This window comes from Dongia sp. (assembly GCF_041906375.1).
Taxonomy (GTDB): Bacteria; Pseudomonadota; Alphaproteobacteria; order Dongiales; family Dongiaceae; genus Dongia.
In genome coordinates this window covers 334,402-361,088 of the sequence record NZ_JAYRJJ010000003.1, presented here as the reverse complement: position 1 = coordinate 361,088, position 26,687 = coordinate 334,402, and the positions used below count along the sequence as shown (strand labels likewise).

The window sequence follows — 26,687 nt, the reverse complement described above, 5'->3', positions numbered from 1 at the left end:
CAGGGAACCCCCTCGCCCCGCTTGCGGGGAGAGGGTTGGGGTGAGGGGTGCTTCACCTTGACGATTCCCGCGCGGCTTGCCATAGCAGGCGGGCCATGACTGACACAGCTCTCAGCACCGACCGCCAATCCGCCACCCGACGCGCCACCCTGATCGGGGCCATCGCCGTCCTGCTCTGGGCGACATTGGCGCTGTTCACTTCCTCGACCGGATCGGTGCCGCCCTTTCAGTTGATGGCGATGACCTTTGCCATCGCCTTCCTGTTCGCTGCCCTCAAATGGCTGCGCGATGCTCTTGTCCTGGGGCGTGGCGCCTTCGCCTTCCTCAAGCAGCCCTGGCCGGTCTGGGCGATCGGCATCGGCGGGCTGTTCCTCTATCACCTCTTCTATTTCGTGGCGCTCGATCATGCCCCGGCAGTCGAAGCCAGCCTCATCGCCTATCTGTGGCCGCTGCTCATCGTGCTGTTCTCGGCGCTGCTGCCGGGCGAGAAGCTTTATTGGCAGCATGTGGCGGGCGCCGTCATCGGCATGGGCGGGGCCATCATTCTGCTCAGCGCACGCAGTGCACCTGCCGCTGACCAGCCGGCCGGCGATCTCATCGGCTACGGCGCGGCCTTCGCCTGTGCCTTCACCTGGTCGATCTATTCGGTGCTCTCACGCCGCTTCGGCTCGGCACCCACCGATCTCGTCGGTGCCTTCTGCGGTGTTACCGCGCTCCTCGGCCTCATCAGCCATTTCCTGGTGGAAACGACCGTCTGGCCGGAAGACAGCTGGCAATGGCTCGCCATCCTGGCCCTTGGCCTGGGACCCGTCGGCGCCGCTTTCTTCGTCTGGGATTACGGCGTCAAGAAAGGCGACATCAAGGCGCTGGGGGCCATCTCCTACGCCTCGCCGCTCATCTCCACCCTGCTCCTCATCGCAACGGGGAAGGCCAGCGCCACCCTGGCCGTGCTGCTGGGATGCCTCGCTATCGTCGGCGGCGCCGTCCTCGCCGCGCGCGATCTTTATATGAAGAGGTAGGCTCTTCTGTCATCCCCGCGAAAGCGGGGATCCATCGTGCCACCATTGCCATGGATGCCCGCTTTCGCGGGCATGACAGCAAGGTAAGTGCGTGGACGGTAGGTCTACGCGACGATGCCAGCGTTGGGTTGGGTTGGGTTGGGTTGAGTTGGCTTTCGCTCACTCGAAGGGCAGCGTACTCTTGAGCGATGGACGCTGCGAGATGTCCGCGTGCCACTTGGTCAAATTCGGCCGACCCTTTCGCCATTCCTCCGCCTTGAAGCGAAAATCGAAATAGTCGAGCACGATGGCGATGGTCATGAGGCCGATGTCGAAGCCCTTGGCGAAATCCGGGGCTTCGCGTTCCAGCGCATCGAGGCCCTGGTCCATCTTCAGCTTCTGCCGTGCGATCCAGGCCGGCGATTGTTCACCTGCCGGCCGACGCGTCTCCATCATGCGCAGGACACCGGCATCGGCCATGCCGTTGCCAAGCGCTTCCTGGCGCAGGGCCGTCCAACGCGCGGCGCCCGCTGCCGGGAAGATCTTCGCGCCGGAATGCCGTGCGTCGAGAAACTCGCAGATGACATGGGAGTCATAAAGCGACGATCCGTCTTCCAGCACCAAGGCCGGGACCTTGTTCAAGGGATTGTCCTTGCCGATGTCGCAGGTGGGATCGGCGGTCATGGTCTTGATGAGTTCGATTTCCTTGTCCTGCCCCGTCTCCAAGGCAACGACGCGCACCTTGCGCACGAAGGGACTGGTCGATGAGTAACGCAGCTTGAACATCATCTTCTCCTGTCAGGAACGGGCGATGGCGCGATGGGCGATGTCGCGGCGGCAGAAACCACCCGACCAGTCGATCGCGTCGACGGCCTGGTAGGCGAGCTTCTGCGCTGCCTTCACATCCGGCGCCACGGCCGAGACGGCGAGCACACGGCCGCCGGCCGCAACGATGTCGCCGGCCGCATTGAGCTTGGTGCCGGCATGGAAAACCACGGCGCCCGAAATCGTCGCCGCCTGTCCGAGGCCCTTGATGACCGTCCCGGTCTCGGGCTTTCCCGGATAGCCTTTGGCAGCCATCACCACGGTCACCGCAGCGCTGTCGTGCCAGCGCAGGTCGAAACTGTTGAGGCCGCCATCGCGCGCCGCCATCAAGGCCGGCAGCAGATCGGATTTGAGACGCAGCATCAGCACTTCGCATTCCGGATCGCCGAAACGCACGTTGAATTCGATCAGCTTCGGCCCACTCTTCGTCACCATGATGCCGGCAAAGAGCACGCCCTTGAACGGACGCCCTTCCGCCGCCATGCCGGCCACGGTGGGACGGACGATCTCATCCATGATGCGCCGCTCGATCTCGGGCGTCGCCACGGGTGCGGGCGAATAGGCGCCCATGCCGCCGGTATTGAGCCCGGTATCTCCATCGCCGACGCGCTTGTGATCCTGCGCCGAGGCCAGCGGCAAAGCATGCGCGCCGTCGCAGAGCGCGAAGAAGGACAGTTCCTCGCCGTCCAGAAATTCCTCGACGACCAGCTCGGCACCCGCCTCGCCGAACTGCCGGTCGCGCATCATGGCATCGATGGCCGCGTCGGCTTCGGCATGGCTTTCGGCGATGACGACGCCCTTTCCCGCGGCAAGGCCGTCGGCCTTCACCACCACGGGAATCGGCAGCGAACGCGCGAAAGCCTTGGCGGCTTCGGGTTCGCGGAAGCGCTGATAGGCCGCGGTGGGCACGTGGTACTTCGCCGCGATGTCCTTCATGAAGCCCTTGGAGCCTTCGAGTTCGGCGGCCTTGGCACTGGGACCGAAGGTGGCGATGCCGGCCGCTTCCAGCGCGTCGGCAAGGCCCGCCACCAGGGGCGCCTCGGGTCCGACCACGACAAAGTCGACGGATTGTTCCTTGGCAAAGGCAACCAGGGCCGGAATATCCTCGGCCCCGATGGGGACACATTCGGCAACACCCGCGATCCCGGCATTCCCCGGCGCACAATAGATCTTGTCGCAGAGCGGCGAGGCCGCGATTTTCCAACACAAGGCGTGCTCGCGCCCGCCCGATCCGACCACCAGAATGCGCATCGATTTTCGGTCCAAATTGCCTTACCCAGAGGCGCCTGCGATACCATAGAATGACGCGCCATGACAGATTTCGATTCGATGCCGCCCAGCCCCCCGCAGCCCGGCCACAATGCCGGCGAACTGACCGTTTCCGAGCTTTCCCAGGCGATCAAGCGCACGCTGGAAGGTCGGTTCGACCGCGTGCGGGTAAAGGGCGAGATCTCGGGCTTCAAGCGCGCCGCCTCGGGCCATCTCTATCTGATGCTCAAAGACGAGAACGCGGCCCTGAAATCGGTCTGCTGGAAGGGCAATGCCGCGCGCCTCGGCATCATACCGGAAGACGGCATGGAGGTTATCGCCACCGGGCGCATCACCACCTATGGCGACCGGTCGGAATACCAGCTGGTGATCGAACGGCTGGAACTGGCCGGTGTCGGCGCCCTCCTCAAGATGATCGAGGAGCGGAAAAAGAAGCTCGCGGCCGAAGGGCTCTTCGATCCGGAGCGCAAGCGCCCGCTGCCGATACTCCCCAATGTCATCGGCATCGTCACCTCGCCCACCGGCGCCGTCATCCGCGATATCCTGCATCGCCTCGCCGACCGTTTCCCGCGCCATGTGCTGGTCTGGCCCGTGCTGGTCCAGGGCGAAGGCGCCGCCGCACAGGTCGCCGCCGCCATCCGCGGCTTCAATGCGCTGGAGGCCGGCGGCGCCGTGCCGCGCCCCGATCTTCTCATCGTCGCCCGCGGTGGCGGCAGCATCGAAGACCTGATGGCGTTCAACGAGGAAATCGTCGTGCGCGCGGCGGCAGAGAGCGCCATCCCGCTCATCTCCGCCGTGGGCCATGAGACCGATACGACGCTCATCGACTTCGCCTCCGACCGCCGCGCACCGACGCCGACGGCCGCTGCCGAAATGGCCGTGCCGGTGCGGGCCGAGCTCATCACCATGCTGGGAGAAATCGGGCATCGCCTCACCAGCACGATGAACCGGCGCCTCGGCGAAGCGCGCCTCGCCGTCGAAGGTCTGGCGCGCGGCATCCCCGAACCGATGCGCCTCATCCAGGAGAAGGCACAATCGCTCGATGGCTGGCTGGAGCGCTGGGCCAATGCGCGCCTGCCCTATTTCCGGCGCCGCGAAGACCGTGTGGCACAATTGCGCGCCGAATTGAAGACGCCGCACCAGCAATTGGCCGAAGCGCGCAATGCCATTGACCTTGCCGCGAACCGATTGGGCGGTGCCTTCAATCTGGCGCTGGAGAGACAACATCGCGGGTTGGAGCGCGTCGGCAATGGCCTAAATGCGCGCCTGCTGACGGAACTGGTCAAAGCCAAACGCACCTCGCTCGACCATATCGGCCAGCTGCTCGACAGCTATTCCTACGAAAAGGTGTTGGAGCGCGGCTTCGCCCTGGTGCGCGATGCCGGCGGCAGCCCGGTCCTCAGCGCAGCATCGGTGAGCGGGGGCGACGCCCTCACTTTGCAGTTCCGGGATGGTACGGTCGAAGCCGTGGCCGGCAAAGGGACTGAAAAGCCGAAGCGCGGGAAAGCGCCGCCACCCGCCGCACCGCAAGGATCGCTGCTGTGAAGGCGCGCTTCTTGCCGGTCATTGCGATGCTTCTGTCGATTGCAGCGCCTGCAACCGCGATAGAGCTGAAAGGCGATGTCACGCCCGGCGGTTTTGCTATGGGCAAAGCTGAACCCGGCGCCACGGTGATGCTGGGCGACGATCCGGTGCTGGTGGGTGCGGACGGCACCTTTGTCATCGGCTTCGGCCGCGATCAGGGACCGGAGGCGCAACTCACCGTCATCCATGCCGATGGCAAAGCCGAGCAACAGATTCTGTCGGTGGAACCCCGCACCTACGAGATCCAGCGCATCGACAAGCTCGATCAGAACATGGTGACGCCGGACCCGGCCACTGAAGCGCGTATCAAGGCCGACCAGGCGAAAGTAAAGGAGGCGCGCGCCAATCCATCGCTGCGCCGCGATTTCCTGGAGACTTTCATCTGGCCTGCCAAGGGACCGATCAGCGGTGTCTATGGCAGCCAGCGCATCCTCAACGGCACACCCAAGGCGCCGCATTTCGGCACCGACATCGCAGCCCCCGAGGGAGCCCCGGTCGTGGCCCCGGCTGACGGCACGGTGCGGTTGGCGGAGACAGGTTTCTATCTCACCGGCGGCACCATCATCATCGACCACGGTTTCGGGATATATTCGAGCTATCTGCATCTAAGCCGGGTAGACGTGGTACCGGGCGAAGATGTGCGGCAGGGCGATCTCATCGGCGCTGTCGGCAAGACCGGGCGGGCGACAGGGCCGCACCTCCATTGGGGCCTCAACTGGAACGAAACCCGCCTCGATCCCGCCCTTCTCGTGCCCCCCATGCAATAAGTGACACGACGCCTGCTTGACGACTCGATAACGGGCCGCATACTGGCCGCCTTCCTAACCTAGGTATTTTTGCCATGAACGAGATCGATGAACTGGTGGACTGGATCAGCAATCCGCCGATCAATCGCGGCATGGTGCCCTATGTCCTGGTGCTCAATCTCGAGGAATTCACCCGCTCCAAGGAGGGGATGGAGTTCCTGAAGGCCTTCGCCGACCGGCTGGAGGAATATTTCTCAGGCCGCGGCTGCCGGCTCTATCGCCTGAGCCTTGCCAGCCTGGTGATGACGGTGGCGGATCAGGAGGTGCTGGTTTCCGGCGTCCTTTCCGACACCAAGCTGCAACTCCTGCGCATGATCGGCCGGCAATTGCCGGACTATTTCGGCGCCGTCGACGTCAACCGCATCACCCAGATCATCGACCTGCGTCGTGACCGCCAGCGGGCGCTCGATCTGGTGCGCCGTCTCGCGGCGCAAGCCGCCAATGTCGACCAAGTGTCGCACATGATGGACATGCTGCTGCTGGAGCACATCACCAAGATCGAAAGTGCCTATCGCCAGCTGGGCGATGCGCGCTTTGCCGACCTGTTCTTGCGCAGCCAGCAGATCGCCATCTATGAGGAAGGCAAGCCGCTGCATCCGGTGATGAGCGAGTTCTTCGCCAGCATGGCGGCACTCCGGCAGCATCTGCTGGTGGGCGTCGACATGCGCCACAACAAGAACGTCTTCAACCAGATGACGGTGACCTTGGACCGCATCATCCTCAAGGCCATTGAAGGCATCAAGCGGCCGGAACAGCGCGCTTCGCTCAACATCAATATCGAAAGTGTCTTCTCGAGCGATTTCGAGACCTTCGAGAAGCGGTCGCTGAATTCTCTGCGCCGTTTCAATTTCGAGTTCCGCATCGGCGACATCATGCAGAACTTCAATGAATTCCTGGCCGCCCGCGACCTCATCCAAGGGCGCGGCGGCACGGTCGCCATCGACGGGCTGCTGCCGTCGCTGATCAACGTGATCGACCTCGCCCAGCTCAACCCGAACATGGTGAAGGTGTTCTGGCAGCCCGGCATCGGTCCGGAACTGCTGCGCAGGCGCGCCTATTTCGATAAACTGCGTCAATCCGGCGTCGTGCTGGCGCTTGCCCGGGTCGATGACGAGGATGGCTATCTGACAGGCCGTGACCTCGGCTTCGGCATGTTCCAGGGCTATCACATCGACAAGCTGCTCAGCACGCCGGCCCCCGTGCCGATGTCGGAATATCGCGGCGTCGGGCGGTAATTCCTGCTGCAGTGGATGCCCGGGTCAAGCCCGGGCATGACGATTTCCTGGTTAAATTCTTTCGTCATCCCCGGGCTTGACCCGGAGATCCACTCTTTCCGGCTAGCCCACCATATTCGCCGTCAGCAATTCGTCGAAGCGCGCGCCATCCCTGTAGCCGGCGAGGCCCTTGGGGAAGGCGACACCGGCCTTCAGCAGCGGATCGGCAATGGGCGCTCCCACGACCTGATGGATCGGGATGACGCCGGCCCAGCAATCCAGCGCATAGTCGGGTTCGTCATCCTTGGGCGGACCTGAACGGCTCTTGGCGGACGCCTCCTCGATCTCCATGGCGATGACCGTGGTGCCTTTCAATTCCTGTGTCTCGTTCGGCCGCAATGTGGCGCGGCGCTGGGGATAGAGCCGGTCGACGAAGAGGTCGAGCTGTGCTTCTTCCTCGCGCGGATCGCTCACCAGCTTGGCCGTGCCGAAGGCCATCGCCGAGCGATAGTTGATCGAATGGTGGAAGCCCGAACGCGCCAGCACCAGCCCGTCGAGATGGGTGACGGTGACGCAGGCAGGCACGCCCGCCTCCTGGAAGCGCAACATGCGGCTGGCCGCCGACCCATGCCAATAGAGCGTGCGGCCCTGGCGCCAGAAGGCCGTGGGCGTCACGAAGGGCTGGCCGTCGATGACGTAACCGATATGAGCGATGAACGCCGCATCGAGGATGGCGAAGACGGTCGCCTCGTCATATTTGCCGCGCTCATGCAGGCGTTTGACGCGGCTGCGGTCGGTCGGCGTAAAGCTTGAATCGGGCATGGCGTTCGGCTCTCTGCAAAGGGAGTGGCTTGTGGACGAACTATCGTCAAATAAGCGGTTCCAAGAAAAGTGCCAAAATGCAATAATCTTCAGTACCACTTTGGAGAGGCCCATGGCACGTCCGGCCGGGATCGGTTCGCTGCTCGACATCGCCATCGACGAGCGCGTCGGGGCGCCCTTGTTTCATCAGCTTTACGCCCAGCTGCGCCAGGCCATTCTGAGCGGGCGGCTGCGACGGGGCGAGAAGCTGCCGGCCAGCCGGACCCTGGCCCAGGAATTGGGCATTTCGCGCAACACCGTGCTCGGCGCCTTCGAGCAATTGCTGAGCGAGGGCTATCTGGTGATGCGCGGCGGTTCCGGCACCTATGTGGCCGGCGATCTGCCCGACCTCCGGCCGGAACAGGCGCGCGCGGAAAGCGCGGTGGCACCACCGCCGGAACTGGCGCGGCGCAGCGCCATTTTGCTGGCGGGCCAGAGGACGCGGGTGCCGCCGGCGCGATCGACCTTGGCCCCCTGCTTTGCACCGGGCTTCATCGACAGCAGCGATTTCCCCTATCCCCTCTGGTCGCGGCTGCTGGCCAAGAGCTGGCGACAGCCGTCGCGCGCCATCGTCGATGGTGGCGATCCGGGCGGCTATCCGCCCCTGCGGCAAGCCATCGCCGATTATCTGCGCCAGGCGCGCGGGATCGATTGCGCGCCCGACGACGTGCTGATCGTCAGCGGCATCCGCCAGGCGGTCGACCTCACCTGCCGGCTGTTGCTCGATAGCGGCGACAAGGTCTGGGTCGAGCGGCCGGGCTTTCCCGGCATCGGTGCCGCCATCGCGGCATCGGGCGGCAGCCTGGTGCATGTCTCGGTCGACGAGGAGGGACTCGACGTCGCCGAAGGCTTGCGCCGCGCACCCAAGGCGCGCCTCGCTTGTGTTGCTCCCTCCCATCAATATCCGCTGGGTGTCGTCATGTCGCTGCAGCGGCGCCTCAGCCTGCTCGCCTGGGCGCGCGCGGCCAAGGCCTGGGTGCTGGAGGACGACTACGACAGCGAATTCCGCTATGCCGGCCGGCCGCTTGCCGCCCTGCGCAGCCTGGATGGAGACGGCAGGGTCATCTATGTGGGGACCCTCTCGAAGCTGCTCTTCCCGTCCTTGCGCATCGGCTATCTGGTGGCGCCCCGGGCACTGGCCGCCGCCTTCCGCAGCGCACGGGCGGTGGTCGACGACCAGCCGGCCATGGCGACGCAGCCGGCGCTTGCCGAGTTCTTCACCAGCGGGCATCTCGCCGCCCATGTGCGGCGCATGCGCCAGACTTACGCCCGGCGCCAGCAATTGCTGCTGCAGGCGGCCGAGCGGCATTTCGGCGGCAAGATCGTGCTCTCGCCCGACGCTGCTGGCCTGCATCTGGTGGGTCGGCTGGCGGACCCCGCGCTGCGCCGCCAGGGCGATGCGAAAGTCGCCGAAAAAATCGCGGCGGCGGGCGTGACGGTGTCACCCCTCTCCGCCTATGATGTGGGCGAGGCCGGCAAGCGCGATGGGTTGATGTTCGGCTATGCGGCTGTACCGGATGGGAAATTCCAGCCGGGTGCCCGGGCGATTGCCGCGGCGCTCGGTCTGTGACGAAGTTTTTTAGAGGATGGCGCGGAACATGCGTTTAGGAAAATGGGGCCTCTGCGTCCTGCTGATGCTGCCGCTGGCAGGTTGCCTGGGCGGCGGCCAGCAGACGGTCGCTCAGCCGGTCGCAGCGGCGGCGCCAGTTGAAGCGGCGGCCCCGGCAGCAGCAGCCGTGGTGCCGGAACCGGCGCCGGCCCCCTCCCCCGCACCTGGCCCCGCCGATCAGACCGCCACCGCCGCGGCGCCGGCATCGACGAAGCCCGTCGCCGATTGGGGCGCGCTGTTCGTCGCCGGCGACAATTCCATCAAGGCCTTCGACAATGCGACGCGCCGCTTCTATGCCATCATCGAACGCAAGCCCGACGTCAATCTGCGCCGACTGACCTCAGACCCCAGCATCGCGCCTTCGGAAGAAGAGATCGCCGATGTCGGCACCATCGATGCCTCGCTCGGCTTCATCACCAAGGGCCAGAATGAGAAATGCCTGGTCTTCATGACCTCGCACGGCACCCGCGACGGCTTCTATCTCAGCCAGGCGAACGGCACCGGCGGCCTGTTGCCGCCGCGCGTGCTCGATCAATGGCTCGACAATCACTGCGGCGTGCGCCCGACCGTCGTCATCGTCTCGGCCTGCTATAGCGGGATCTTTCTGAAGGACGGGATGGAGCAGCCCAATCGCATCATCCTCACCGCCGCGCGTGACGACCGGCCGTCCTTCGGCTGCGGTGCGGGCGAGACCTATACCTATTATGACAAGTGCCTGCTCGATTCCTGGACCTGGGCCTATACCTGGACCGAGCTTTACGACCGCACCAAGGCCTGCGTCGCCGAGCGCGAAGTGGCGCTCGGCGCGAAGCCTTCCGAACCGCAGGCCTTCTTCGGCGACGCGGTCGCCAATCTGGAAATGCCCTGAGCGACGGGCCGGTACTTCAACTCGTCAACCCCAACCCGATCTTGTCATCCCCGCGCAAGCGGGGATCCATCGATCATGCGAGCGGCTGCATGGATTCCCGCCTTCGCGGGAAAGACAGCAGGAACTCACGCCCGTTCGATGCGGCACTGGAAACAATTGTTGTAGGCCGAGCGCGCGTGGACATAGGCAACGTCGTCGCGGGCGAGAATACCGGCGGCGGCGTCGTTGATCTCCGCCGGCGGCACCAGCTGGCCGGTGCCGTAGACGATGCGGTCCTGCGCGTTATAGCCCTTCAGCAGAAACAGCTTCCGCACGGCGAAGACCGGCGGCAAATCGGCCGTCTCCGGACAGCGCGGACAAGCGTCCGCATGGAGGAAGATCGGCCCGGTCTCGGCATAAGGCTGCGGGGTCGGGAACGGCCGATGGTTGAGGATGAGATAGGCCTCGCCCGCCGCGACGTCCTGCTGGCAATGCCGGCAGGGAACGCCGTCGCCATCGGAAATGTGCCGTTCCGGCACCTGCCCGTTGGCATCCGGGGCGCCGGCCTGATAGGCGCGGGCAATCTCCGTCGGCATGGACACGAATTTGATCTCGGGCGTCATCGATTCTCTCCTCGCAGCTCGTCGGCGGAACATGGCAGGGAGGAACCCCGCGCCGCTATCCGGCTCTTGCGCTCCTCAAACTGAAGCGCAAGATCGGTCAAATGGACGCTGTTCCGGCTTGGCATAAGGGCAACCGGCAACGAGAGAGTACAATATGAAGCCGGTCGACAAGGCCCTGTGGTTCATCGAAAGCCATTTCCACGATGCGATATCGCTCGACGATGTCGCGCGGAACGGCGGCGTTTCCCGGTTTCACCTGTCCCGCGCCTTTTCGGCAGCAACCGATCATTCCGTGATCGGTTACCTGCGCGGCCGCCGCCTCACCGAGGCGGCGAAGGCGCTGGCCGATGGGGCGCCCGACATCCTCGCTTTGGCGATCGAGGCCGGGTACGGCTCTCACGAAGCCTTCACGCGGGCGTTTCGCGACCATTTCGGGCTGACCCCCGAAGAGGTGCGGGCGCGCCGCTCCCTCGAAGACCTCAAATGCGTGGAGCCCATCCGCATGGACACGATCAAGACCATCAAGCTCAGCGAGCCCCGCTTCGCCGATACGCCGCCGCGCCTCTTCGCCGGCCTCAACGGCAAGTTCAGCACGGGCAATGTCGCCGGCATCCCGGCCCTGTGGCAGCGCTTCAACGCCTATTGGGGCGCCATCCCGCATAGCGTGCCCGGCGCCGGCTACGGCATCTGCCACACCCATGACGATGCCGGGAATTTCGACTATCTGGCCGGTGTCGAGGTGAGCGATTTCGACGAACTGCCGCCCGAACTCCATCGCCTGCGCATCCCGGCACAGCGTTATGCCGTCTTTGCGCATGATGGGCACGTCTCAGACATTCGCAGCGTCTGCCACACGATCTGGAACGAATGGCTGCCGACATCGGGGCTAAAAGCCGCCGACACGCCGATGCAGGAGCGCTACCACGCCCGCTTCGACCCGCAGAGCGGAATGGGCGGCTTCGAAATCTGGCTGCCGGTTCAGGAGTGATACACATGGCGTTCGACGACATTGCGGCCGACCCCGCGGCGCATGGTTTCAATAGCGGCTTCGTCGGCAAGCTCGACCAAGCCATTGCCGGCGGTACCCTGCCGAGCCTGCACGGCCTCGTCATTCTCGCTGACGGCAAGCTGGTGCTTGAGCGTTATGTGGCGGGCGAGGACGAAAGCTGGGGCCGGCCTCTCGGTCGCGTCGATTTCGACACCGGGACGCTGCACGATCTGCGCTCGGTCAGTAAATCCATCGTTGGCCTGCTTTACGGCATCGCCTTGAAGCTGGGGGCGGTTCCGGCGCCCGACGCATCACTCGTGGTGCAGTTTCCGGAATATCCCGACCTTGCGCGCGATCCCCAACTCGGCAAACGCAAGGTCGCGCATGTCCTCACCATGACCTTGGGCCAGGAATGGAACGAAGACCTCCCCTACACCGATCCCGCCAACAGCGAGATCGCGATGGAGATGGCGGCTGATCGCTATCGTTTCATCCTGGAACGACCCGTCATCGCCGAGCCCGGCACCGGCTGGACCTATACCGGCGGTGCATCAGCCTTGCTCGGACGGCTCATCGAGAAAGGCAGCGGCCTCTCACTTCTCGATTTTGCCCGCCAGCATCTCTTTGCGCCCCTCGGCATCGATACAGTGCAATGGATCTCCGGCGCCGATGGTACCTACTCCGCCGCCTCAGGCCTGCGCCTGCGACCGCGCGATCTCGCCAAGATCGGTTACTGCGTGCTGCAGGGCGGAAGCTGGGACGGCGAGCAGATCATCCCACCCGATTGGCTCGCCGAAGCCTTCACCCCGCGCGTCACCTGCTTCGACGATATCGGCTACGGCTATCAATGGTATCTGCGGGCCTCGACCGATGGAAACGGCCCGCGCCGCTTCGCCATGGGCAATGGCGGCCAGCGCCTGATTCTGATCCCGGAACGCAAGCTGGTCATCGCCATCCTCTGCGGGCAATACAACCACCCCGACCAATGGAAGACGCCCGCCGCGATCATGCTGGAGCATGTGCTGCCGGGGCTGGCCGGCTAAGCTCGCTGTATCTTTGGACAAGGGCGCTGCTGTCGCTTCTTATACGCGTCATGGCCGGGCTTGACCCGGCCATCCATTGGTGCCGCATGAAGGCATGGATCCCCGGGTCAAGCCCGGGGATGACGGAACTCTTAAATCGTCATGGTCCGCGCAGGCGGACCACCCACGCGTTTCCACCCTGCACAAAGAAAGAAACTCGTGGGTCCTCCGCCTTCGCGGAGGATGACGATGGGATTAGGCCCTCACCCGCACTTGCTGTAGCCGCAGGAGGTGCAGAGGTCGCAGCCTTCCTGGCGGATGAGGGAGGGGGAGTTGCATTTGGGGCAGTGGGGCAGCTTGCGGCCGCCGGCATCGCCATTCCCCTGCCCGTCGGCGAGGTTGGCCACTTTGCGCGCGACCATGCGTTCGAGCTCGGCGCGGTCTTCACGCGGGTCGGGCATGAAGCCGATGGCGATGAGGTGCCGTTCGATCACTTCGCCGATGGCGGCCAAAAGCGAGGGCACGTAGCGCCCACCCACCCATGAGCCACCGCGCGGGTCGAACACGGCCTTCAATTCCTCGACCACGAAGGAGATGTCGCCGCCGCGGCGGAAGACCGCCGAGATCATGCGGGTGAGCCCCACGGTCCAGGCGTAATGCTCCATGTTCTTGGAGTTGATGAACACCTCGAACGGCCGGCGCCGACCGTCCTGGATCACGTCGTTGATGGTGATGTAGATGGCATGGTCGCTCTCCGGCCAGCGCACCTTGTAAGTCGCACCTGGCAAGGCTTCGGGCCGGTCGAGCGGCTGGGTCATGTAGACGACCCCGCCCGCCTCATAGACATCCTGGGGCCTTGGCGCATCGAGGCGCGTCGGCTCGGATTGCTGGCTGCCACGCTGGACCACCAGCGGCAGTTCCGGCTGGCTCTGCGGCTTGGGCGCCGAATCCTTGGGCTTCACCTCGAGGACCGAGCCGGTGACATCGTTCGGCCGGTAGGTGGTGCAGCCCTTGCAGCCAAGCTCATAGGCTTCCGTGTAGACGCTCTTGAATTCCTCGAAGGACAGGTCGACCGGGCAGTTGATGGTCTTGGAGATCGAGCTGTCGATATGCTTCTGCACCGTCGCCTGCATCACGACATGGTCGTGGGGGCTCAAGGATTGGGCGTCGACGAAATAATCCGGCAGCGGGGTGTCCTCGCCCTTCAGGCGGTGGAACAGCCGATACGCATAATCCGTGACCTCTTCCGCCTGGCGGGTGCCGTCCGGCATCAGGACATGGCGGGTGTATTTGAAGCTGAAGACCGGCTCCAGCCCCGAGGAGACGTTGTCGGCAAAGAGCGAGATCGTGCCCGTGGGGGCGATGGAGGTGAGGAGCGCGTTGCGGATGCCGTGCTTGGCGATCGCTTCCCGGACGTCCTTGTCCAGGGTCTGCACCGTCTCGGAGGCCAGAAACTTCTCCCGGTCGAAGAGCGGGAAGGCCCCCTTCTCAGCCGCGAGTTCAGTCGAGGCGAGATAGGCCGCGCGGGAAATGGCCCTGAGCCATTCATCGGTCAGCTTGATCGCCTTGGGTCCGCCATAGCGCGCCTCGCACATGATGAGGGCGTCGGCGAGGCCGGTGACGCCGAGGCCGATGCGGCGCTTGTTCTTGGCCTCCACCGCTTGCGCCTCAAGCGGGAAGTTGGAGACGTCGATGGTGTTATCCATCATCCGCACGGAAATCCTGACCAGACGGTCAAGTGCGGCGAGGTCCAGATGCGCTTCCGCCGTGAACGGATCCTGGATCAGCGTGGTGAGGTTGATCGATCCCAGCAGGCAGGCGCCATAGGGCGGCAAGGGCTGCTCGCCGCAGGGGTTGGTGGCGCTGATCGATTCACAGTAGCGAAGATTGTTCTTCTGATTGATCCGGTCGATGAAGATGACGCCGGGTTCGGCATAGGCATAGGTCGCCCGCATGATGCGGTCCCACAGCTCACGCGCCTGCACGACCCGGTAGGTGGTGCCGCCGAATTTCAGCTCCCACGGCGCATCATCCTTGACCGCCGCCATGAAGGCGTCGGTGACGAGGACCGAGAGGTTGAACATGCGCAGCCGCCCGGCCGTCTGCTTGGCGTCGATAAATGCTTCAATATCAGGATGATCGCAGCGCAAGGTCGCCATCATGGCACCGCGGCGGTGGCCGGCCGACATGATGGTCCGGCACATCGCGTCCCAGACATCCATGAAGGTGAGCGGGCCGGAGGCATCCGCCCCCACCCCCTTCACCGGCGCCCCCTTGGGCCGCAGGGTCGAGAAGTCGTAACCGATGCCGCCGCCCTGCTGCATGGTGAGCGCCGCTTCGCGGAGATGGGCGAAGATGCCGCCCATATCGTCCGGAATCGTCCCCATGACGAAGCAGTTGAAGAGGGTCACGGTGCGCTTGGCACCCGCCCCAGCCAGGATCCGACCGGCGGGCAGGAATTTGAAATCGGCCAGCGCCTCGGCAAAAGCCTCGGTCCATTTCTCCCGCACGGCAGGCGCCTCAGCCTCGGCCAAGGCAAGCGCCACGCGCTGCCAGCTGTCCTCGATGGTCTTGTCGAGCGCCACGCCGTCCAGCGATTTCAGCCGGTATTTCATGTCCCAGATCTGTTGGGAAATCGCGGCAACCTGCGCCATCTTCAGTCCATTCCTTGCGGCAAAAATTGAGCTCGCCAGTTAACCACTTTTGGCCCCGGAACGTCAATCTGTGTTCCGGATTTATTCTCCCGATAAACTCCACAAGCAAAAGCAGTCAGTATATTGATTTTAAATTATATTATTGCACAATTCACATACCGCAGGCGCTGTGGATAAAGTTATCCACCCTATCCCCAAACACCCTCAGGAAAGGCCGTCGAGAAAGGCCAGCACGCGCGCCGGCATGCCGTGCTGCATGAGGTCGTTGTGACCGGCCAGCGGCGGAAAGAAGCCCTGCTTGGGCTCGCTAGCGGCGTCGAAGACCAGGTGGCCGAACCGGGCCGGGGTGGTGCGGTCGAGATCACCATGGATGAGGAGCAGGGGCTTGCCGATACGACCGATCTTGGCGAGCGTATCGAACTTGTCCCGCACCAGGAAGTCGAAGGCCAGATAGCGGTAGCGCTGCCGGGCCGAATGCAGGATCGAGGCGAAGGGCGCTTCGAGAATGAGCGCCCGGGCCGGCCGCTCGATCGCCATCTGGGTTGCGACCGCCGCGCCGAGGGATTCGCCAAAGAGGATCAGCTGTTCCGGCCTAACACCCTGATCCTGCAGAAAACCGAGTGCCGCCCGGGCGTCTTCATAGAGCCCCGCCTCCGTGGGCATTCCAGGATTGCCGCCATAGCCGCGATAGCCGACGAGAAGGATTCCGTAGCCTTTGGCGGCATAGGGGATGATCCGCTCGACCCGGCCGCCATGGTGCCCGGCATTGCCATGGAAATAGACGATGGTCTGCCCATCTGTCCGCTGGGGCGGCAGGTACCAGGAAACGATCTCAAGCCCGTCGGCGGTCCGATTGGTCACCGCCTTCAGCCCCGCCGGGTTCGGATAGTCAGCGATCGTCGCCAGGGTCTGGTCGGGATGGAAGACGATCTTCCGCTGCTGCGTGAACAGGAAGAGCATCGCGCCCAGATAGAAGACCGCGACCGCGATCAGCACACCCCACAGCATCCTCAGGACCCCCGGCAGCCAGCCCGACACTTCGGACTTCCTTTCGCAGCGTTACGCGGCAATCGACTGGAATTCAAGAAAAGTTACGGCGACGCCGCCGGCAAGTGGCGAGTCCTGAAATAGACCGTAAAGCGCCGCACCGCATCGGCGCCTTCGGTCCGGCACCAGGTCTTGTTCCCGGATAGCCCGTGATCCTGATATTCGTATTCGACCGCCTTGGCGGCATCGATCCGGGCGCGCCGGTCGGCAGAGGGCGGGATATTGCCGCGCGCCAGCTGGTCGAGGCGCAACAGGGCGAAGCCATTATGCGCCGGCATGTCCACCAGGCCGCAATATTCGGCGACCCCGTAATCATAATAGGTCCGCAGCAACTCCGGATGGGGGCTGGGCGGCAGGCTGGGATCGGCCCAGGCGCGTACCGGCGCCAGGCATGCGATCAGCGTGAGGAGCAGGAACCTGATGCCGGCCATGCCGTCTCTCCCGGTTTGCGGCAGCCCAACTGCACAAGATTGAACGTTGCCAGTTTCGGCGCTTTGCGTCATCAAAAGGTCATGACCGATCTGCCGACCACCGCCCAGGAAGCGGCGCGCTTTCAGCGCCTCAACCGCTCCCTCCTCACCTTCTACGCCGGAACCAGCCTTCTGGCCTTCTTCGTCCTGCCCATCCTGGTCCGTTTCGGGTCGGCGCAATGGCTGTGGCTTCTTTTGCCCCTGACCCTCATCGCCAATGGCTATTGGGCGACTCTCCATGAGGCGATCCATGGCCAGCTCCTGGTCGGGGCCGAAAAGAACCGGCGGGCCGGCCGGGCCCTGGCGATCCTGTGGGGGTCGTCGTTCCGCCTGCTCCGCTTCGGCCATCTGATGCACCATCGCTTCAACCGGCATAAACTTGACCGACCGGACAGCTACGACCCCGCCACCACGAGCGCCTTGGTGGCCCGGCTGCGCTTTTTCGCCGAGGCCCTGGGCGGGCTCTATGTCATCGAGGTGCTCACCCCCCTCCTCTATCTGATGCCGCAGCGGCGGGTGGCGGCCCTGGTGCGCAGCCTCTATTCCGGCGACGAGGCGCCCATGCCGCGCCTGCGCCCGCTGGCCGAGCAGGCGCTTGCCGGCCCGAAGGGCATCGCCGAAATCCGGCAGGATGCCCTCATCGCGGCGGCGCTCATCGGCGCGGCACTCATCGCCTGGGGCCCCTATTGGCCGGCCTTTGCGGGCTTCCTCCTCGGGCGCGGATTGCTGGTCTCGTTCCTCGACAATGTCTATCACTTCAGGACGCCGCTCGATCAGGTCGATTACGCCTATAACCTTTCCCTGCCCGGTCCCTTGCAGCGCCTCTTCCTCAACATGAACATGCATAGGGTCCACCACCGGAGGATGCATCTCCCGTGGTGGCAGCTGCCGCAGCAATTCACGCAGGAGCATGAGCAATTCGACGCGCCGCTGCTGCACGCTGCACTGCGACAGTTCACCGGACCGGCCGCCGTGGCGCCTCCGCCACAGGCCTGAATGACGTCGCCATTCTCTTAACCCGACGCAACAAGAAATGGCGGAAAGCGTATTACCAGTCTTGCATTTCGATTTTGCCCAGCCCATTCTGAATGCGGCTTTTCGGCATGACCCGCTCATCCTCGATTGGCGGTCATGGTGGAGTGCCTATCTCTAGTCCTGATTTTCAAGAGCGCACTCATGACTGACCAATACCAGTCCTCCGGCGGTAGCGAGCTCAGGGGGAAGATTAAGTGGTTCAATCCGGAGAAGGGCTTCGGCTTCGTTACGCCGGCTGACGGCTCTTCTGATGTGTTCCTGCATATCTCGGCCCTCAAGGATGCCGGCCTGCAGGATGCGCCCGAAGGCTCAACCATCACCTGTGAGGTGGGCCAGGGACGCAAAGGGATCCAGGTCCTCCGCGTGATCAATCTGGATACTTCGACAGCAGCTCCCTCGCGACCAGCGGCACCGCGTCGTCCGTTCGGCGGCGGTGGTGGCGGCGGTGGCCGTCGCGACTTCGGTGGCGGCGGTGGCTATGGTGGTGATCGGGGCGGCGACCGCGGCGGCGGTTATGGCCGTGGTCCGCGCCATCACGACGACTAAGGAACCGGCTTCCGGTTCTTGCGCTTGAGAGCGGCGACCTCGGCCGAGGTCGCCGTTAGCAGCTCGCCCCAACGCCAGCCAGCTAGGGGCCCCAGCCTGCAGCGGGTATTGCAGGCTTTTTTTGTGCCTTGGCAGTCCCGCAATGCGTCACCCCTTTGCCGCTGATTGCGCAGCGGCAGCGACCGACGCCGGCCAGCGCCTGGCCCAGGTGATCGCCGGTTTCTCGATCACGGTGAAACTGAGATAGGCCGACAAGAGGACGATGGGCAGCGTCGCGCCCGCGATCAGGGCGGCGGCGATAGCGGCACTTTCCCCGCCGGCCAGGGGGATGACGAGATAGTAGGTCACGGCCATCATCAACGGTACGTGCAGGACATAGATGCCGTAGGATATGCGCCCGAGAAACCGCGCTGGCGGCAGGCGAACCAGGCTGTCGGCCAGCCGCGAAACACCGAGCCGGTCATGGGTTGCCGCGAGAAAATAGGTGGCAAACCAGATGAGGATCGGCAGCTTGTTGGGCGCGAACAGCCATCCGATCATCGTCGCCACCACGAGGATCCCCAGCAGGCGCAAGGGCGGCATATGCCGGGCCCGCTCCCACAGCGCGGCCGAGAGGATGCCGACGATGAACAGCGGCAGCCGCAAGGGCAGGAACGCGGGAACACTCCCGATCCAATATTGCGCCGTCACTTTTTGGAGGACGATGGCGACCGAAAGGACGATGGCCGCAATCGCCAGGCCCCGCAGTGATCGCAACGAGAGGAATGGGATGAGAAAGGGGGCGATCAGGTAGAACTGCCATTCGAGCGAGATGCTCCAGAGCGGACCCGAGAACATCAAGGCAGCCTGCGGCAGCACCGTATCCGGCACCGTCCCGTGCAGCATGGTCAGATGCAGGAGGATATGGGCCCAGAGACCATTGGCGGCATTCTGCTCGCGACTGAGGAAAGCCAGCTTCTGCTCCGTGAGCCATGGCGAGGCGCCGAAGACAGGCGCATAGAGATGCATCGTCAAGGCACCCAGCACCAAGGCGATCAGGAACAATGGATAGAGCCGCATGAAGCGCCGAAAGAGATAGCGCCCGTAGCTCTCTTCGTCGTTGTAGCGCATGAGCGCGATGACGAAGCCGGACAGGATGATGAAAACCTCAACCGCCTGGTCGCTTCGCGACAGATAGGAGATTTTGAGGTCGGCAATGCGCAAGGCGTGGCCGCCGAAAACCCAAAGCGCTGCCACGCCGCGCAGGACTTCGAAATGTGGGACGTGCTTGGCCATCTGCTTCCTTTGTCAGTCGACAAAGGCTCGCCCTTGGGCCAGCGGACGGTCAAGCAACAAGGTGCTGGCCGCACGGCGGAAGCTCGGCCATTTCTGTAATCTTCGTGTGACCCGGCCGATCGTCGCGTCGGGGCGCCTATTCCCTCGGGTAGGAAATCCGCGTCACTTCCAGTTCGAGATTGCCGGCGGGACGTTTCCAGATGACGGTATCGCCGACCTTGGCATCCTTGAGCGCCAGGGCGATCGGCGACACCCAGGAGAGCTTGCCGGCATTGGGGTCGGCTTCGTCTTCACCGACGATCTGAAAATGACGCTTCACATCATTCTCGTCGACCGTGTCGACGGTGGCGCCGAAGTCAACGCTGTCCTGCGGCTGGGCCTGCACGTCGACGACGACCGCGCGGAGGATACGCTCCTGCACGTAACGCAGATCGCGTTCGACGACCAGCAACTGCTCCTTGTCGAGGAGCTGCGCGTCGGCCAGCAAACGGCTGCGCTGGTCCTCCAGCGCCTCCTCCTGCTGTTTCAGCAGATCGAGGCCATGGGGCGTCACGAGATTGGGGTGCGGGCTTTGCGGCCGCTCCGGCAATTCCGTCGCCTGATCATCATTTTCTTTCACGAACGCCCGGCTCATCGAACTCTCATTGGTAAATGTTCATTTCTTTAAAGCTAGGCCGATAGCCCGCGCCGTCAAGGTCAAAGGCGTATGCCGACCATTCGGGTGTAAGCTACCTGCCGGATTGCCCCCAGATTGACCCAGTGCCGCAGTAGGAAACACCCGGCCTGGAGCGCGGTTGCCGAGGGGTGTGGACCGCAGCCAAACAGCCGCTTATAACGGGCGCGACCTTCGCCACAGCAACATGTGATTGCTCATAAAATGCAGAACTTCGACGTCGTCATCATCGGTGGTGGGGTGGTCGGTTCCTCGGCCGCCTATTTCCTCAGCTCGCAACCCGATTTCAACGGCACCATCGCCGTCATCGAAAAGGACCCGACCTATGCCGAAGCGGCGACGCCGCGCTCGGCCGGGGGCGTGCGCCTGCAGTTCTCGACCGCCGAGAACGTGCTGATGGGCGCTTTCGGCGCCAGCTTCATCAAATCGGCCGACGAGCATCTCAAGGTCGGCAATGAAGGCGCTGGCGTCGAGTTCCGCGAAAACGGCTATCTGTTCCTGGCAACCGGTGCCGGTTTGAAGACGCTGCTTAACAATCAGCGCCTGCAGCATGAACTGGGCGCCGCCACCGAACTGCTCAATCCGCGCGAGTTGCAGGACACTTTCCCCTGGCTCAACGTCGCCGATCTGGCCGGCGGCAGCTTCGGCCCGGTCAACGAAGGCTGGACCGATCCCTACAGCCTGCTGCAGGCTTTCAAGCGCAAGGCGCGCGCGCAGGGCGTCACCTATCTCAACAATTCGGTAACCGGCCTCACCCGCGACAAGAACCGCATCACCGCGGTGACCTTGGCCAGCGGCGAGACGATCTCCTGCGGCTGTGTCATAAACAGCGCCGGCTGCCAGGGCCGCACGATCGCCGCCATGGCGGGGATCGACCTGCCGGTGCATTCCAGGAAGCGCTTCATCTATGTATTCGATTGCCGCGACGAACTGGAAAAGGTGCCGCTCACCATCGATCCCAGCGGCGTCTGGTTCCGCCCGGAAGGCGCCCAATTCATCTGCGGCGTCTCGCCCGAGGAGCATGACGATCCGGATTGCTTCGATTTCGAGCTCGACTACCGCCTGTTCGAGGAGCTGATCTGGCCAACCCTCGCCCACCGCGTCCCCTCCTTCGAGGCGATCAAGCTGGTGCGTGCCTGGGCCGGGCATTACGACTACAATGTCTATGACCAGAACGTCATCGTCGGCCTGGCGCCCGGCTTTGACAATTTCCTGCTGGCCAACGGCTTCTCCGGCCACGGCCTGCAGCAATCGCCGGCCATCGGCCGGGCCTTGAGCGAGCTTGTCACTTTCGGCCAATATCGCAGTCTCGACCTCCGGCGCTTCGGCTATGATCGCCTGCTGACCGGGGCGGCCCTGCGCGAACAGAACGTCGTCTAGCCAAGGAGCGTGACCACATGAACAGCACCGCCCTGATCTCCATTATCTGCGAAGACCATTCCGGCCTCATCGCCGAGGTGACGGGGCGACTGTTCGATCTGGGCATCAACCTGGGGGACACCACCTTTGCCGTCCTCGGCGGTGGTGCGGAATTCACCCTGGTCGCCAAGCTGCCGCAGGGCATTGGCCTGTCCGACGTGGAAAAGGAATTGCGCAGCCTGAAGCTGCTCAAGGACGCCAAGCTGACCGTCACCACCTTTCAATATCGCGAAAGCCATGACGAGCAGGCGCATATCACCCACCGCGTCGAGATCACGGGCGACGACAGCCCGGGTCTTGTCGCCCGCCTTTCCGAGGCGCTGCCAAAATTCGGTGCCAATATCGTGCGCCTGAATTCGGAATCGGTGCCCTCGGAATCCGGTGCGCGTTTCCTGCTGCGCATGGCCCTGTCGGTACCCAGCGCCAAGGCCGCCACCTGCATGGCGACCATCGCCAACACCGCCTCGCAGCTCAATCTGAAATGCCATTGGCAGCAGATCGGCTGACCGCTTCTTCATGAGCGAGGGGCAGGCGCGCCAAACCGGCGTCGTTCTGGTCGGCATTGTGTTGGTGCCGGACTTTGCCCTCGCCTCTTTCTCCATGATCATCGAGCCGCTCCGGATTGCCAATCGGCTGGCCGGCCGGCAGCTCTATGAATGGACCTTGCTGTCTGACAGCGGCGGAACCATTGCCTCAAGCGCCGGGATCGAACTGCAGACACAGGCCATCGCCACCACGCGCGACCGGACCTTCGACCTCGCTTTGGTCTGCGCCGGCTTTCATGCCGAACGCTACCGCGCTGCGAGTGTACTGAACTGGCTGCGGCGACATAGCCGCCTCGGTCGCAACGTGGGCGCCGTCTCAACCGGCACCTTCGTGCTGGCGCGGGCCGGTCTCCTGGCCGGCCGTCGCTGCACGGTACATTGGGATTTCCGCAGCGCGCTGGCCGAGCTTTACCCCGATCTCGATCTGGTCGACGAGCTCTACGTTATCGACCAGCGCGTCGTCACCTCGGCAGGTTCCATTGCGGCGCTCGACCTGATGCTGCGTCTCATCGCCGACCAGCAGGGGGCCGGCTTCTCCAAGGCCGTGGGCGAGCAATTCGTCCACAGCGGCGCACGCGGCGCCGGCGAACATCAGCGCAGCGACCTCGTTCATCGCCTCGGCACGGCGAAGCCGATTCTCATCGAAGCGGTGAGGCGCATGGAAGAATCGCTCAACCGTCCCTTGTCACCGGCCATCATCGCGCGTGATCTGGGCGTCTCGCAACGCCAGCTGGAACGCCAGTTCCGCGCCCAATTCGGCCGAACGCCGGTGGCGTATCATCGGGATTTGCGCCTTGATCAGGCCCGGCGGATGCTGACGCAATCGACCTTGTCCGTGACAATCGTCGCCCTTACCTGCGGCTTCGGCTCGCCATCACATTTCGCCCAGCTCTACCGGCAGCGTTTCGGCCGGTTGCCGAACGAGGACCGCGCCTAGGCTTTTAAACCTTTGCGCGAGGTTAAGAGCATATTTACGTCCGCCTTGTAAGTTGGTGTGGAATGGATGACCTAAGTGCCCCATGACGCCTAGGAAACGACTCCGCTTGATCCTCCTGATCGCTGCCGTCTATGCCGGCGGCGCGTCGCTATGGATTCTCGCCTCGGACAGCCTGCTGGCCGACTTTGCCGACCTCAAGACGGGCATCGCCTTCGGTACGCTCAAAGGCATGGCGTTTGTGGCGATCACCACCGCGCTGCTCATCCTCATACTCCGCTTCATTCCCGGTGTGACCGCCAACGATATGCCGGCCCCACCACACCGCTCGATCCTGCCGGATCTCATTGCCCTCACGGCCCTCGCGGTCGCCGTCAGCTTGGTGGCCTTCATCACCTACCGCATTCAGATTGACGTGGCCAAGCGTGACGCGCTTGCAAGCCTGCAGGCGGTCGCCCGCCTCAAGGTAAGCGGCCTGTCGCAATGGCTGAACGAACGCCGCGCCGATTCCGAGGCGACGGGGCACAATGGCCTCCTGCAGGAGTCGATTCTGCAATGGCGCCGGACGGACACGGCCGACTCTCGCGACAAAGTTCTCCGCGCCATGCGCGAAATTCGGAGCGCCCAGGGATTTGCACGCATCACCCTCATGACGGCTCGGGGTGATGTGCTGATGACCACTAATCCGGATCTCCGCGAAACACTCGATCTTAAGGAAGTTGCGCAGCGCGCCAATGCCGAACGACGATCGATCTTCGTGAATCTCTATCGGGAAATCCGCGATGGCATGGTTCACCTGGCTTTCGTGGTCCCCTTACGGACCATCGACGGCGCCGATACGCGCGGACGCGACGTCCTGCTCTTTGATTTGCGGGCAACCGACTTTATCGACCCATTCATGTCCACCTGGCCGCTTCCGGGACAACCTGGACAACTGCTTCTGGGGCGCCGCGAACAGGATCGCGCCGTCATCCTGAATTCACTGCCGGGCCAGCCCGACAGCGCGCTCAATATTTCAATCCCGCTGACGCAGAAGGATGCGCCTTCCGTACGGTATCTGACCGAGGGCGACCAGTTGATCGATGGAATCGACTATCTCGGCAAACCGGTTCTGGCGGCGGTACTTTCCGTGCCGCGGACCGACTGGATCATCGTCGCAAAGATGGATCGCGATCTGGCCTTGGCAGGGGTGCATGGCCGCACGATCATCGTCAGCGTGGCGACTTTGGCGGGGTTGATTGCCCTGATCGCCCTTCTCTCCTATCTGTGGCAACGTCGGCGCCTGCGCGCCGCCTTGCTGATCCTGTCTGAAAGACAGGCCAATGAAATAGCCGATGCGCGCTTCCGCGCAACCTTTGAAGAGGCACCGGTCGGCATTGCCCATCTGGACTTCAACGGACGTATCCTGAAGGCCAACAGCGAATATTGCCGAATTCGTGGCCAGACGCTCGAGACCCTGAAAGAGATCGGCGTCGTCGAACTGACGCTGCCGGAAGATCGTCCAGCCACGCTCAAAGTCCTCGACGAGGCCCGCCGCGGCATCACCTCCAGCTTTCGCGACGAGCGCCGCGGCTATCGCGAGGACGGCAGCGAAGTCTGGGTCAGTATCACGGCCTCGCTCGTCAGGGATGCCAAAGGCAATCCGGACTACGTGATCGACGTCATCACCGATATCACCGACCGCAAGCATGCGGAAAAATCGCTGCAACAGGCGGACACGGTTTTCCGCAACACCCAGGAAGGCATTGTCGTCACCGACACCGGGGGCGACATCGTCGCCGTCAATCCGGCCTTCACCAACATAACGGGATACGAGGAAGCGGAGCTCATCGGCAAGAACATTCGCATCCTGCAATCGGGCCAGCACGACCGCGAATTCTATCGCGACATGTGGCTCACGATCGCCCGCGACGGATCATGGCAGGGCGAAATCTGGAACCGCCGCAAGAACGGTGAGCCGTTCCCCGAATTCCTGACCATTTCGGTGGTGAAGAATGAGGCGGGGCAACCGGAAAGCTATGTTGGCACCTTCGTCGACATTACCGGCATCAAGGAAACCGAATCCCGCCTGGTGCATCTGGCGCATCACGATGCGCTGACTGGCCTGCCCAATCGGCTGCTGGTCATGTCACGCCTGACCTATGCCATGCAGATCGCTCGGCGCAAACATACGACCGGCGCCGTGCTCTTCCTCGATCTCGATCGCTTCAAGAACGTGAATGACAGTCTCGGCCATCCGGCTGGCGACGAGTTGCTGCTGGCCGTGACCAAGCGGCTCGGCTCGCGCCTGCGCGAGAGCGATACATTGGCCCGGCTGGGTGGTGACGAATTCCTCGTGCTCATCGAGGACGTCAAGGATTCCAACAGCGTCGCCAATCTTGCTCAGGCCCTGCTTGACCAGTTCGATGCCCCCTATGCCTTGAGCGGTGGCCATGAAGTCTATATCGGTACCAGTATCGGCATCAGCCTGTTCCCGGACGATGGCGATGCGGCGGACGAGATCGTCAAGAATGCCGACGCCGCCCTTTACCGCGCCAAGGAAGAAGGCCGCGGTACCTACCGCTTCTACACCTCGGCGCTGACTGACAAGGCCAACGAACGGTTGAGCATGGAGCGGCGCCTGCGCCGTGCCATCGAACGCGATGAATTCCTGCTGCATTACCAGCCGCTGATCCGTGTTTCGGATCGTCGTATCGTCGGCATGGAGGCCCTGGTGCGCTGGCAGGAGCCCGGCCAGGGCCTGATATCGCCCGGTCATTTCATCCCGCTGGCCGAAGAAACCGGCATCATCCTGCCGCTCGGCGAGCGGGTGTTGCGCATGGCATGCCAGCAGATGAAAGACTGGCTGGAAGCCGGCCATGATCTGAAGACGATGGCCGTCAATCTTTCGCCGCGCCAGTTCCATCTTCCCGACATCGATCAGATCGTCGGCGACATCCTTTCCGAAGTAGGGCTGGCACCGCACCATCTGGAACTCGAACTGACGGAAAGCGCCTTGATCGACCAGGGCATCGGCGCGGAAACGCGCCTTGCTGCCTTGCGCAAGCTCGGCACGCGCATCGCCATCGACGATTTCGGCACCGGCTACTCGTCTCTTGCCTATCTGAAGCGCTTTCCAATCAACAAGCTCAAAATCGATCAGAGCTTCGTCCATGATATTCCAAACGATTCAGCCGACATGGAAATAACCTCGGCGATCATCGGCCTGACGCGCAACCTGCATCTGGAATCGATCGCCGAAGGCGTCGAGACCGAGGCCCAATTTGCCTTCCTGCAGGAACAGGGCTGCCAGTTCGCGCAAGGCTATCTCTTCAGCAAGCCGCTGCCGGCGGCCGAGATCGAACTGCTCCTGCAGCGCGGCGTGCTGTCTTTGGCCAGCTGACCCGTCATAAATCTGCCTTTCATCCGTCTCATTTCAGACTCGGCATTGGCATCGGCCGGTC

The 26,687-nt window shown here is 63.6% G+C and carries 23 protein-coding genes; 14 read left to right on the top strand and 9 right to left on the bottom strand.

Going from position 1 to position 26,687, the window contains the following annotated elements:
- Positions 1-95: 95 nt before the first annotated feature.
- A complete protein-coding gene (locus ACE3OA_RS13120) occupies positions 96-1,019 on the top strand; it encodes a DMT family transporter (protein WP_374311334.1) in 924 nt (307 codons plus the stop codon).
- 159 nt (positions 1,020-1,178) lie between these two features.
- On the opposite strand, the gene ACE3OA_RS13115 is transcribed toward ACE3OA_RS13120, so the two are convergent.
- Positions 1,179-1,787 carry a glutathione S-transferase N-terminal domain-containing protein gene (locus tag ACE3OA_RS13115; RefSeq protein WP_374311332.1) on the bottom strand — a complete coding sequence of 203 codons (609 nt, stop codon included), beginning with the start codon at positions 1,785-1,787 and terminating at the stop codon, positions 1,179-1,181.
- A gap of 9 nt (positions 1,788-1,796) precedes the next feature.
- The gene (gene purD / locus ACE3OA_RS13110) at positions 1,797-3,074 is read right to left on the bottom strand and encodes a phosphoribosylamine--glycine ligase (protein ID WP_374311330.1); all 1,278 of its coding nucleotides are present in this window, start codon (positions 3,072-3,074) and stop codon (positions 1,797-1,799) included.
- 60 nt (positions 3,075-3,134) lie between these two features.
- Between purD and xseA the strand changes: the two genes are divergently transcribed.
- The 3 genes from xseA (at position 3,135) to ACE3OA_RS13095 (ending at position 6,717) form a co-directional block, all read left to right on the top strand.
- Entirely contained in the window at positions 3,135-4,637 is a 1,503-nt protein-coding gene (xseA, locus tag ACE3OA_RS13105; RefSeq protein WP_374311328.1) for an exodeoxyribonuclease VII large subunit, read from the top strand.
- Entirely contained in the window at positions 4,634-5,443 is an 810-nt protein-coding gene (locus ACE3OA_RS13100) for a M23 family metallopeptidase (protein WP_374311326.1), read from the top strand. The genes xseA and ACE3OA_RS13100 overlap by 4 nt, the downstream gene beginning before the upstream one ends.
- Positions 5,444-5,517: 74 nt before the next feature.
- Complete coding sequence (locus ACE3OA_RS13095) at positions 5,518-6,717, top strand: hypothetical protein (RefSeq protein ID WP_374311324.1); 1,200 nt, start codon at positions 5,518-5,520, stop codon at positions 6,715-6,717.
- Between the two features lie 102 nt (positions 6,718-6,819).
- Here the strand turns inward: ACE3OA_RS13095 and ACE3OA_RS13090 are convergent, their stop codons facing one another.
- Positions 6,820-7,518 carry a pyridoxamine 5'-phosphate oxidase family protein gene (locus tag ACE3OA_RS13090; protein ID WP_374311322.1) on the bottom strand — a complete coding sequence of 233 codons (699 nt, stop codon included), beginning with the start codon at positions 7,516-7,518 and terminating at the stop codon, positions 6,820-6,822.
- 112 nt (positions 7,519-7,630) lie between these two features.
- On the opposite strand from ACE3OA_RS13090, the gene ACE3OA_RS13085 reads away from it, so the two are divergent.
- Positions 7,631-9,127: a PLP-dependent aminotransferase family protein gene (locus ACE3OA_RS13085; RefSeq protein ID WP_374311320.1), complete on the top strand. Its 1,497-nt coding sequence runs from the start codon at positions 7,631-7,633 to the stop codon at positions 9,125-9,127.
- 28 nt (positions 9,128-9,155) lie between these two features.
- The gene (locus ACE3OA_RS13080; protein WP_374311318.1) at positions 9,156-10,034 is read left to right on the top strand and encodes a C13 family peptidase; all 879 of its coding nucleotides are present in this window, start codon (positions 9,156-9,158) and stop codon (positions 10,032-10,034) included.
- Between the two features lie 125 nt (positions 10,035-10,159).
- Here ACE3OA_RS13080 and ACE3OA_RS13075 read toward each other — a convergent pair whose 3' ends face one another.
- Entirely contained in the window at positions 10,160-10,636 is a 477-nt protein-coding gene (locus tag ACE3OA_RS13075; protein ID WP_374311316.1) for a DUF1203 domain-containing protein, read from the bottom strand.
- 154 nt (positions 10,637-10,790) lie between these two features.
- Between ACE3OA_RS13075 and ACE3OA_RS13070 the strand changes: the two genes are divergently transcribed.
- Positions 10,791-11,624: a GyrI-like domain-containing protein gene (locus tag ACE3OA_RS13070; RefSeq protein ID WP_374311314.1), complete on the top strand. Its 834-nt coding sequence runs from the start codon at positions 10,791-10,793 to the stop codon at positions 11,622-11,624.
- 5 nt (positions 11,625-11,629) lie between these two features.
- Positions 11,630-12,667 (top strand): serine hydrolase domain-containing protein, encoded by a 1,038-nt coding sequence (locus ACE3OA_RS13065; protein ID WP_374311312.1) that lies wholly within the window; start codon positions 11,630-11,632, stop codon positions 12,665-12,667.
- 242 nt (positions 12,668-12,909) lie between these two features.
- Here ACE3OA_RS13065 and ACE3OA_RS13060 read toward each other — a convergent pair whose 3' ends face one another.
- From ACE3OA_RS13060 to ACE3OA_RS13050, 3 genes are all read right to left on the bottom strand, one after another.
- Positions 12,910-15,300, bottom strand: coding sequence for an adenosylcobalamin-dependent ribonucleoside-diphosphate reductase (locus tag ACE3OA_RS13060; RefSeq protein WP_374311310.1), 2,391 nt, complete (start codon positions 15,298-15,300; stop codon positions 12,910-12,912).
- 204 nt (positions 15,301-15,504) lie between these two features.
- The gene (locus ACE3OA_RS13055) at positions 15,505-16,338 is read right to left on the bottom strand and encodes an alpha/beta hydrolase (protein WP_374311308.1); all 834 of its coding nucleotides are present in this window, start codon (positions 16,336-16,338) and stop codon (positions 15,505-15,507) included.
- A gap of 53 nt (positions 16,339-16,391) precedes the next feature.
- Positions 16,392-16,778: a hypothetical protein gene (locus ACE3OA_RS13050; protein ID WP_374311306.1), complete on the bottom strand. Its 387-nt coding sequence runs from the start codon at positions 16,776-16,778 to the stop codon at positions 16,392-16,394.
- Between the two features lie 81 nt (positions 16,779-16,859).
- On the opposite strand from ACE3OA_RS13050, the gene ACE3OA_RS13045 reads away from it, so the two are divergent.
- Together ACE3OA_RS13045 and ACE3OA_RS13040 are read left to right on the top strand one after the other, a co-directional pair.
- Positions 16,860-17,813 (top strand): fatty acid desaturase, encoded by a 954-nt coding sequence (locus tag ACE3OA_RS13045; protein WP_374311304.1) that lies wholly within the window; start codon positions 16,860-16,862, stop codon positions 17,811-17,813.
- A 180-nt stretch (positions 17,814-17,993) separates the two neighbouring features.
- Positions 17,994-18,398 carry a cold-shock protein gene (locus tag ACE3OA_RS13040; RefSeq protein ID WP_374311301.1) on the top strand — a complete coding sequence of 135 codons (405 nt, stop codon included), beginning with the start codon at positions 17,994-17,996 and terminating at the stop codon, positions 18,396-18,398.
- 147 nt (positions 18,399-18,545) lie between these two features.
- On the opposite strand, the gene ACE3OA_RS13035 is transcribed toward ACE3OA_RS13040, so the two are convergent.
- Complete coding sequence (locus ACE3OA_RS13035) at positions 18,546-19,673, bottom strand: acyltransferase family protein (RefSeq protein ID WP_374311299.1); 1,128 nt, start codon at positions 19,671-19,673, stop codon at positions 18,546-18,548.
- Between the two features lie 136 nt (positions 19,674-19,809).
- A complete protein-coding gene (locus tag ACE3OA_RS13030) occupies positions 19,810-20,307 on the bottom strand; it encodes a GreA/GreB family elongation factor (RefSeq protein WP_374311297.1) in 498 nt (165 codons plus the stop codon).
- A 243-nt stretch (positions 20,308-20,550) separates the two neighbouring features.
- On the opposite strand from ACE3OA_RS13030, the gene ACE3OA_RS13025 reads away from it, so the two are divergent.
- The 4 genes from ACE3OA_RS13025 to ACE3OA_RS13010 all read left to right on the top strand — a co-directional run bounded on the left by ACE3OA_RS13025 (position 20,551) and on the right by ACE3OA_RS13010 (position 26,626).
- A complete protein-coding gene (locus ACE3OA_RS13025) occupies positions 20,551-21,726 on the top strand; it encodes an NAD(P)/FAD-dependent oxidoreductase (RefSeq protein WP_374311295.1) in 1,176 nt (391 codons plus the stop codon).
- A 17-nt stretch (positions 21,727-21,743) separates the two neighbouring features.
- On the top strand, positions 21,744-22,271 hold the full coding sequence (locus ACE3OA_RS13020) for a glycine cleavage system protein R (protein ID WP_374311293.1): 528 nt from the start codon (positions 21,744-21,746) through the stop codon (positions 22,269-22,271).
- Between the two features lie 10 nt (positions 22,272-22,281).
- Positions 22,282-23,247: a GlxA family transcriptional regulator gene (locus tag ACE3OA_RS13015; RefSeq protein WP_374311292.1), complete on the top strand. Its 966-nt coding sequence runs from the start codon at positions 22,282-22,284 to the stop codon at positions 23,245-23,247.
- 106 nt (positions 23,248-23,353) lie between these two features.
- Positions 23,354-26,626 (top strand): EAL domain-containing protein, encoded by a 3,273-nt coding sequence (locus tag ACE3OA_RS13010; protein WP_374311290.1) that lies wholly within the window; start codon positions 23,354-23,356, stop codon positions 26,624-26,626.
- The last annotated feature ends 61 nt before the right edge of the window (positions 26,627-26,687 follow it).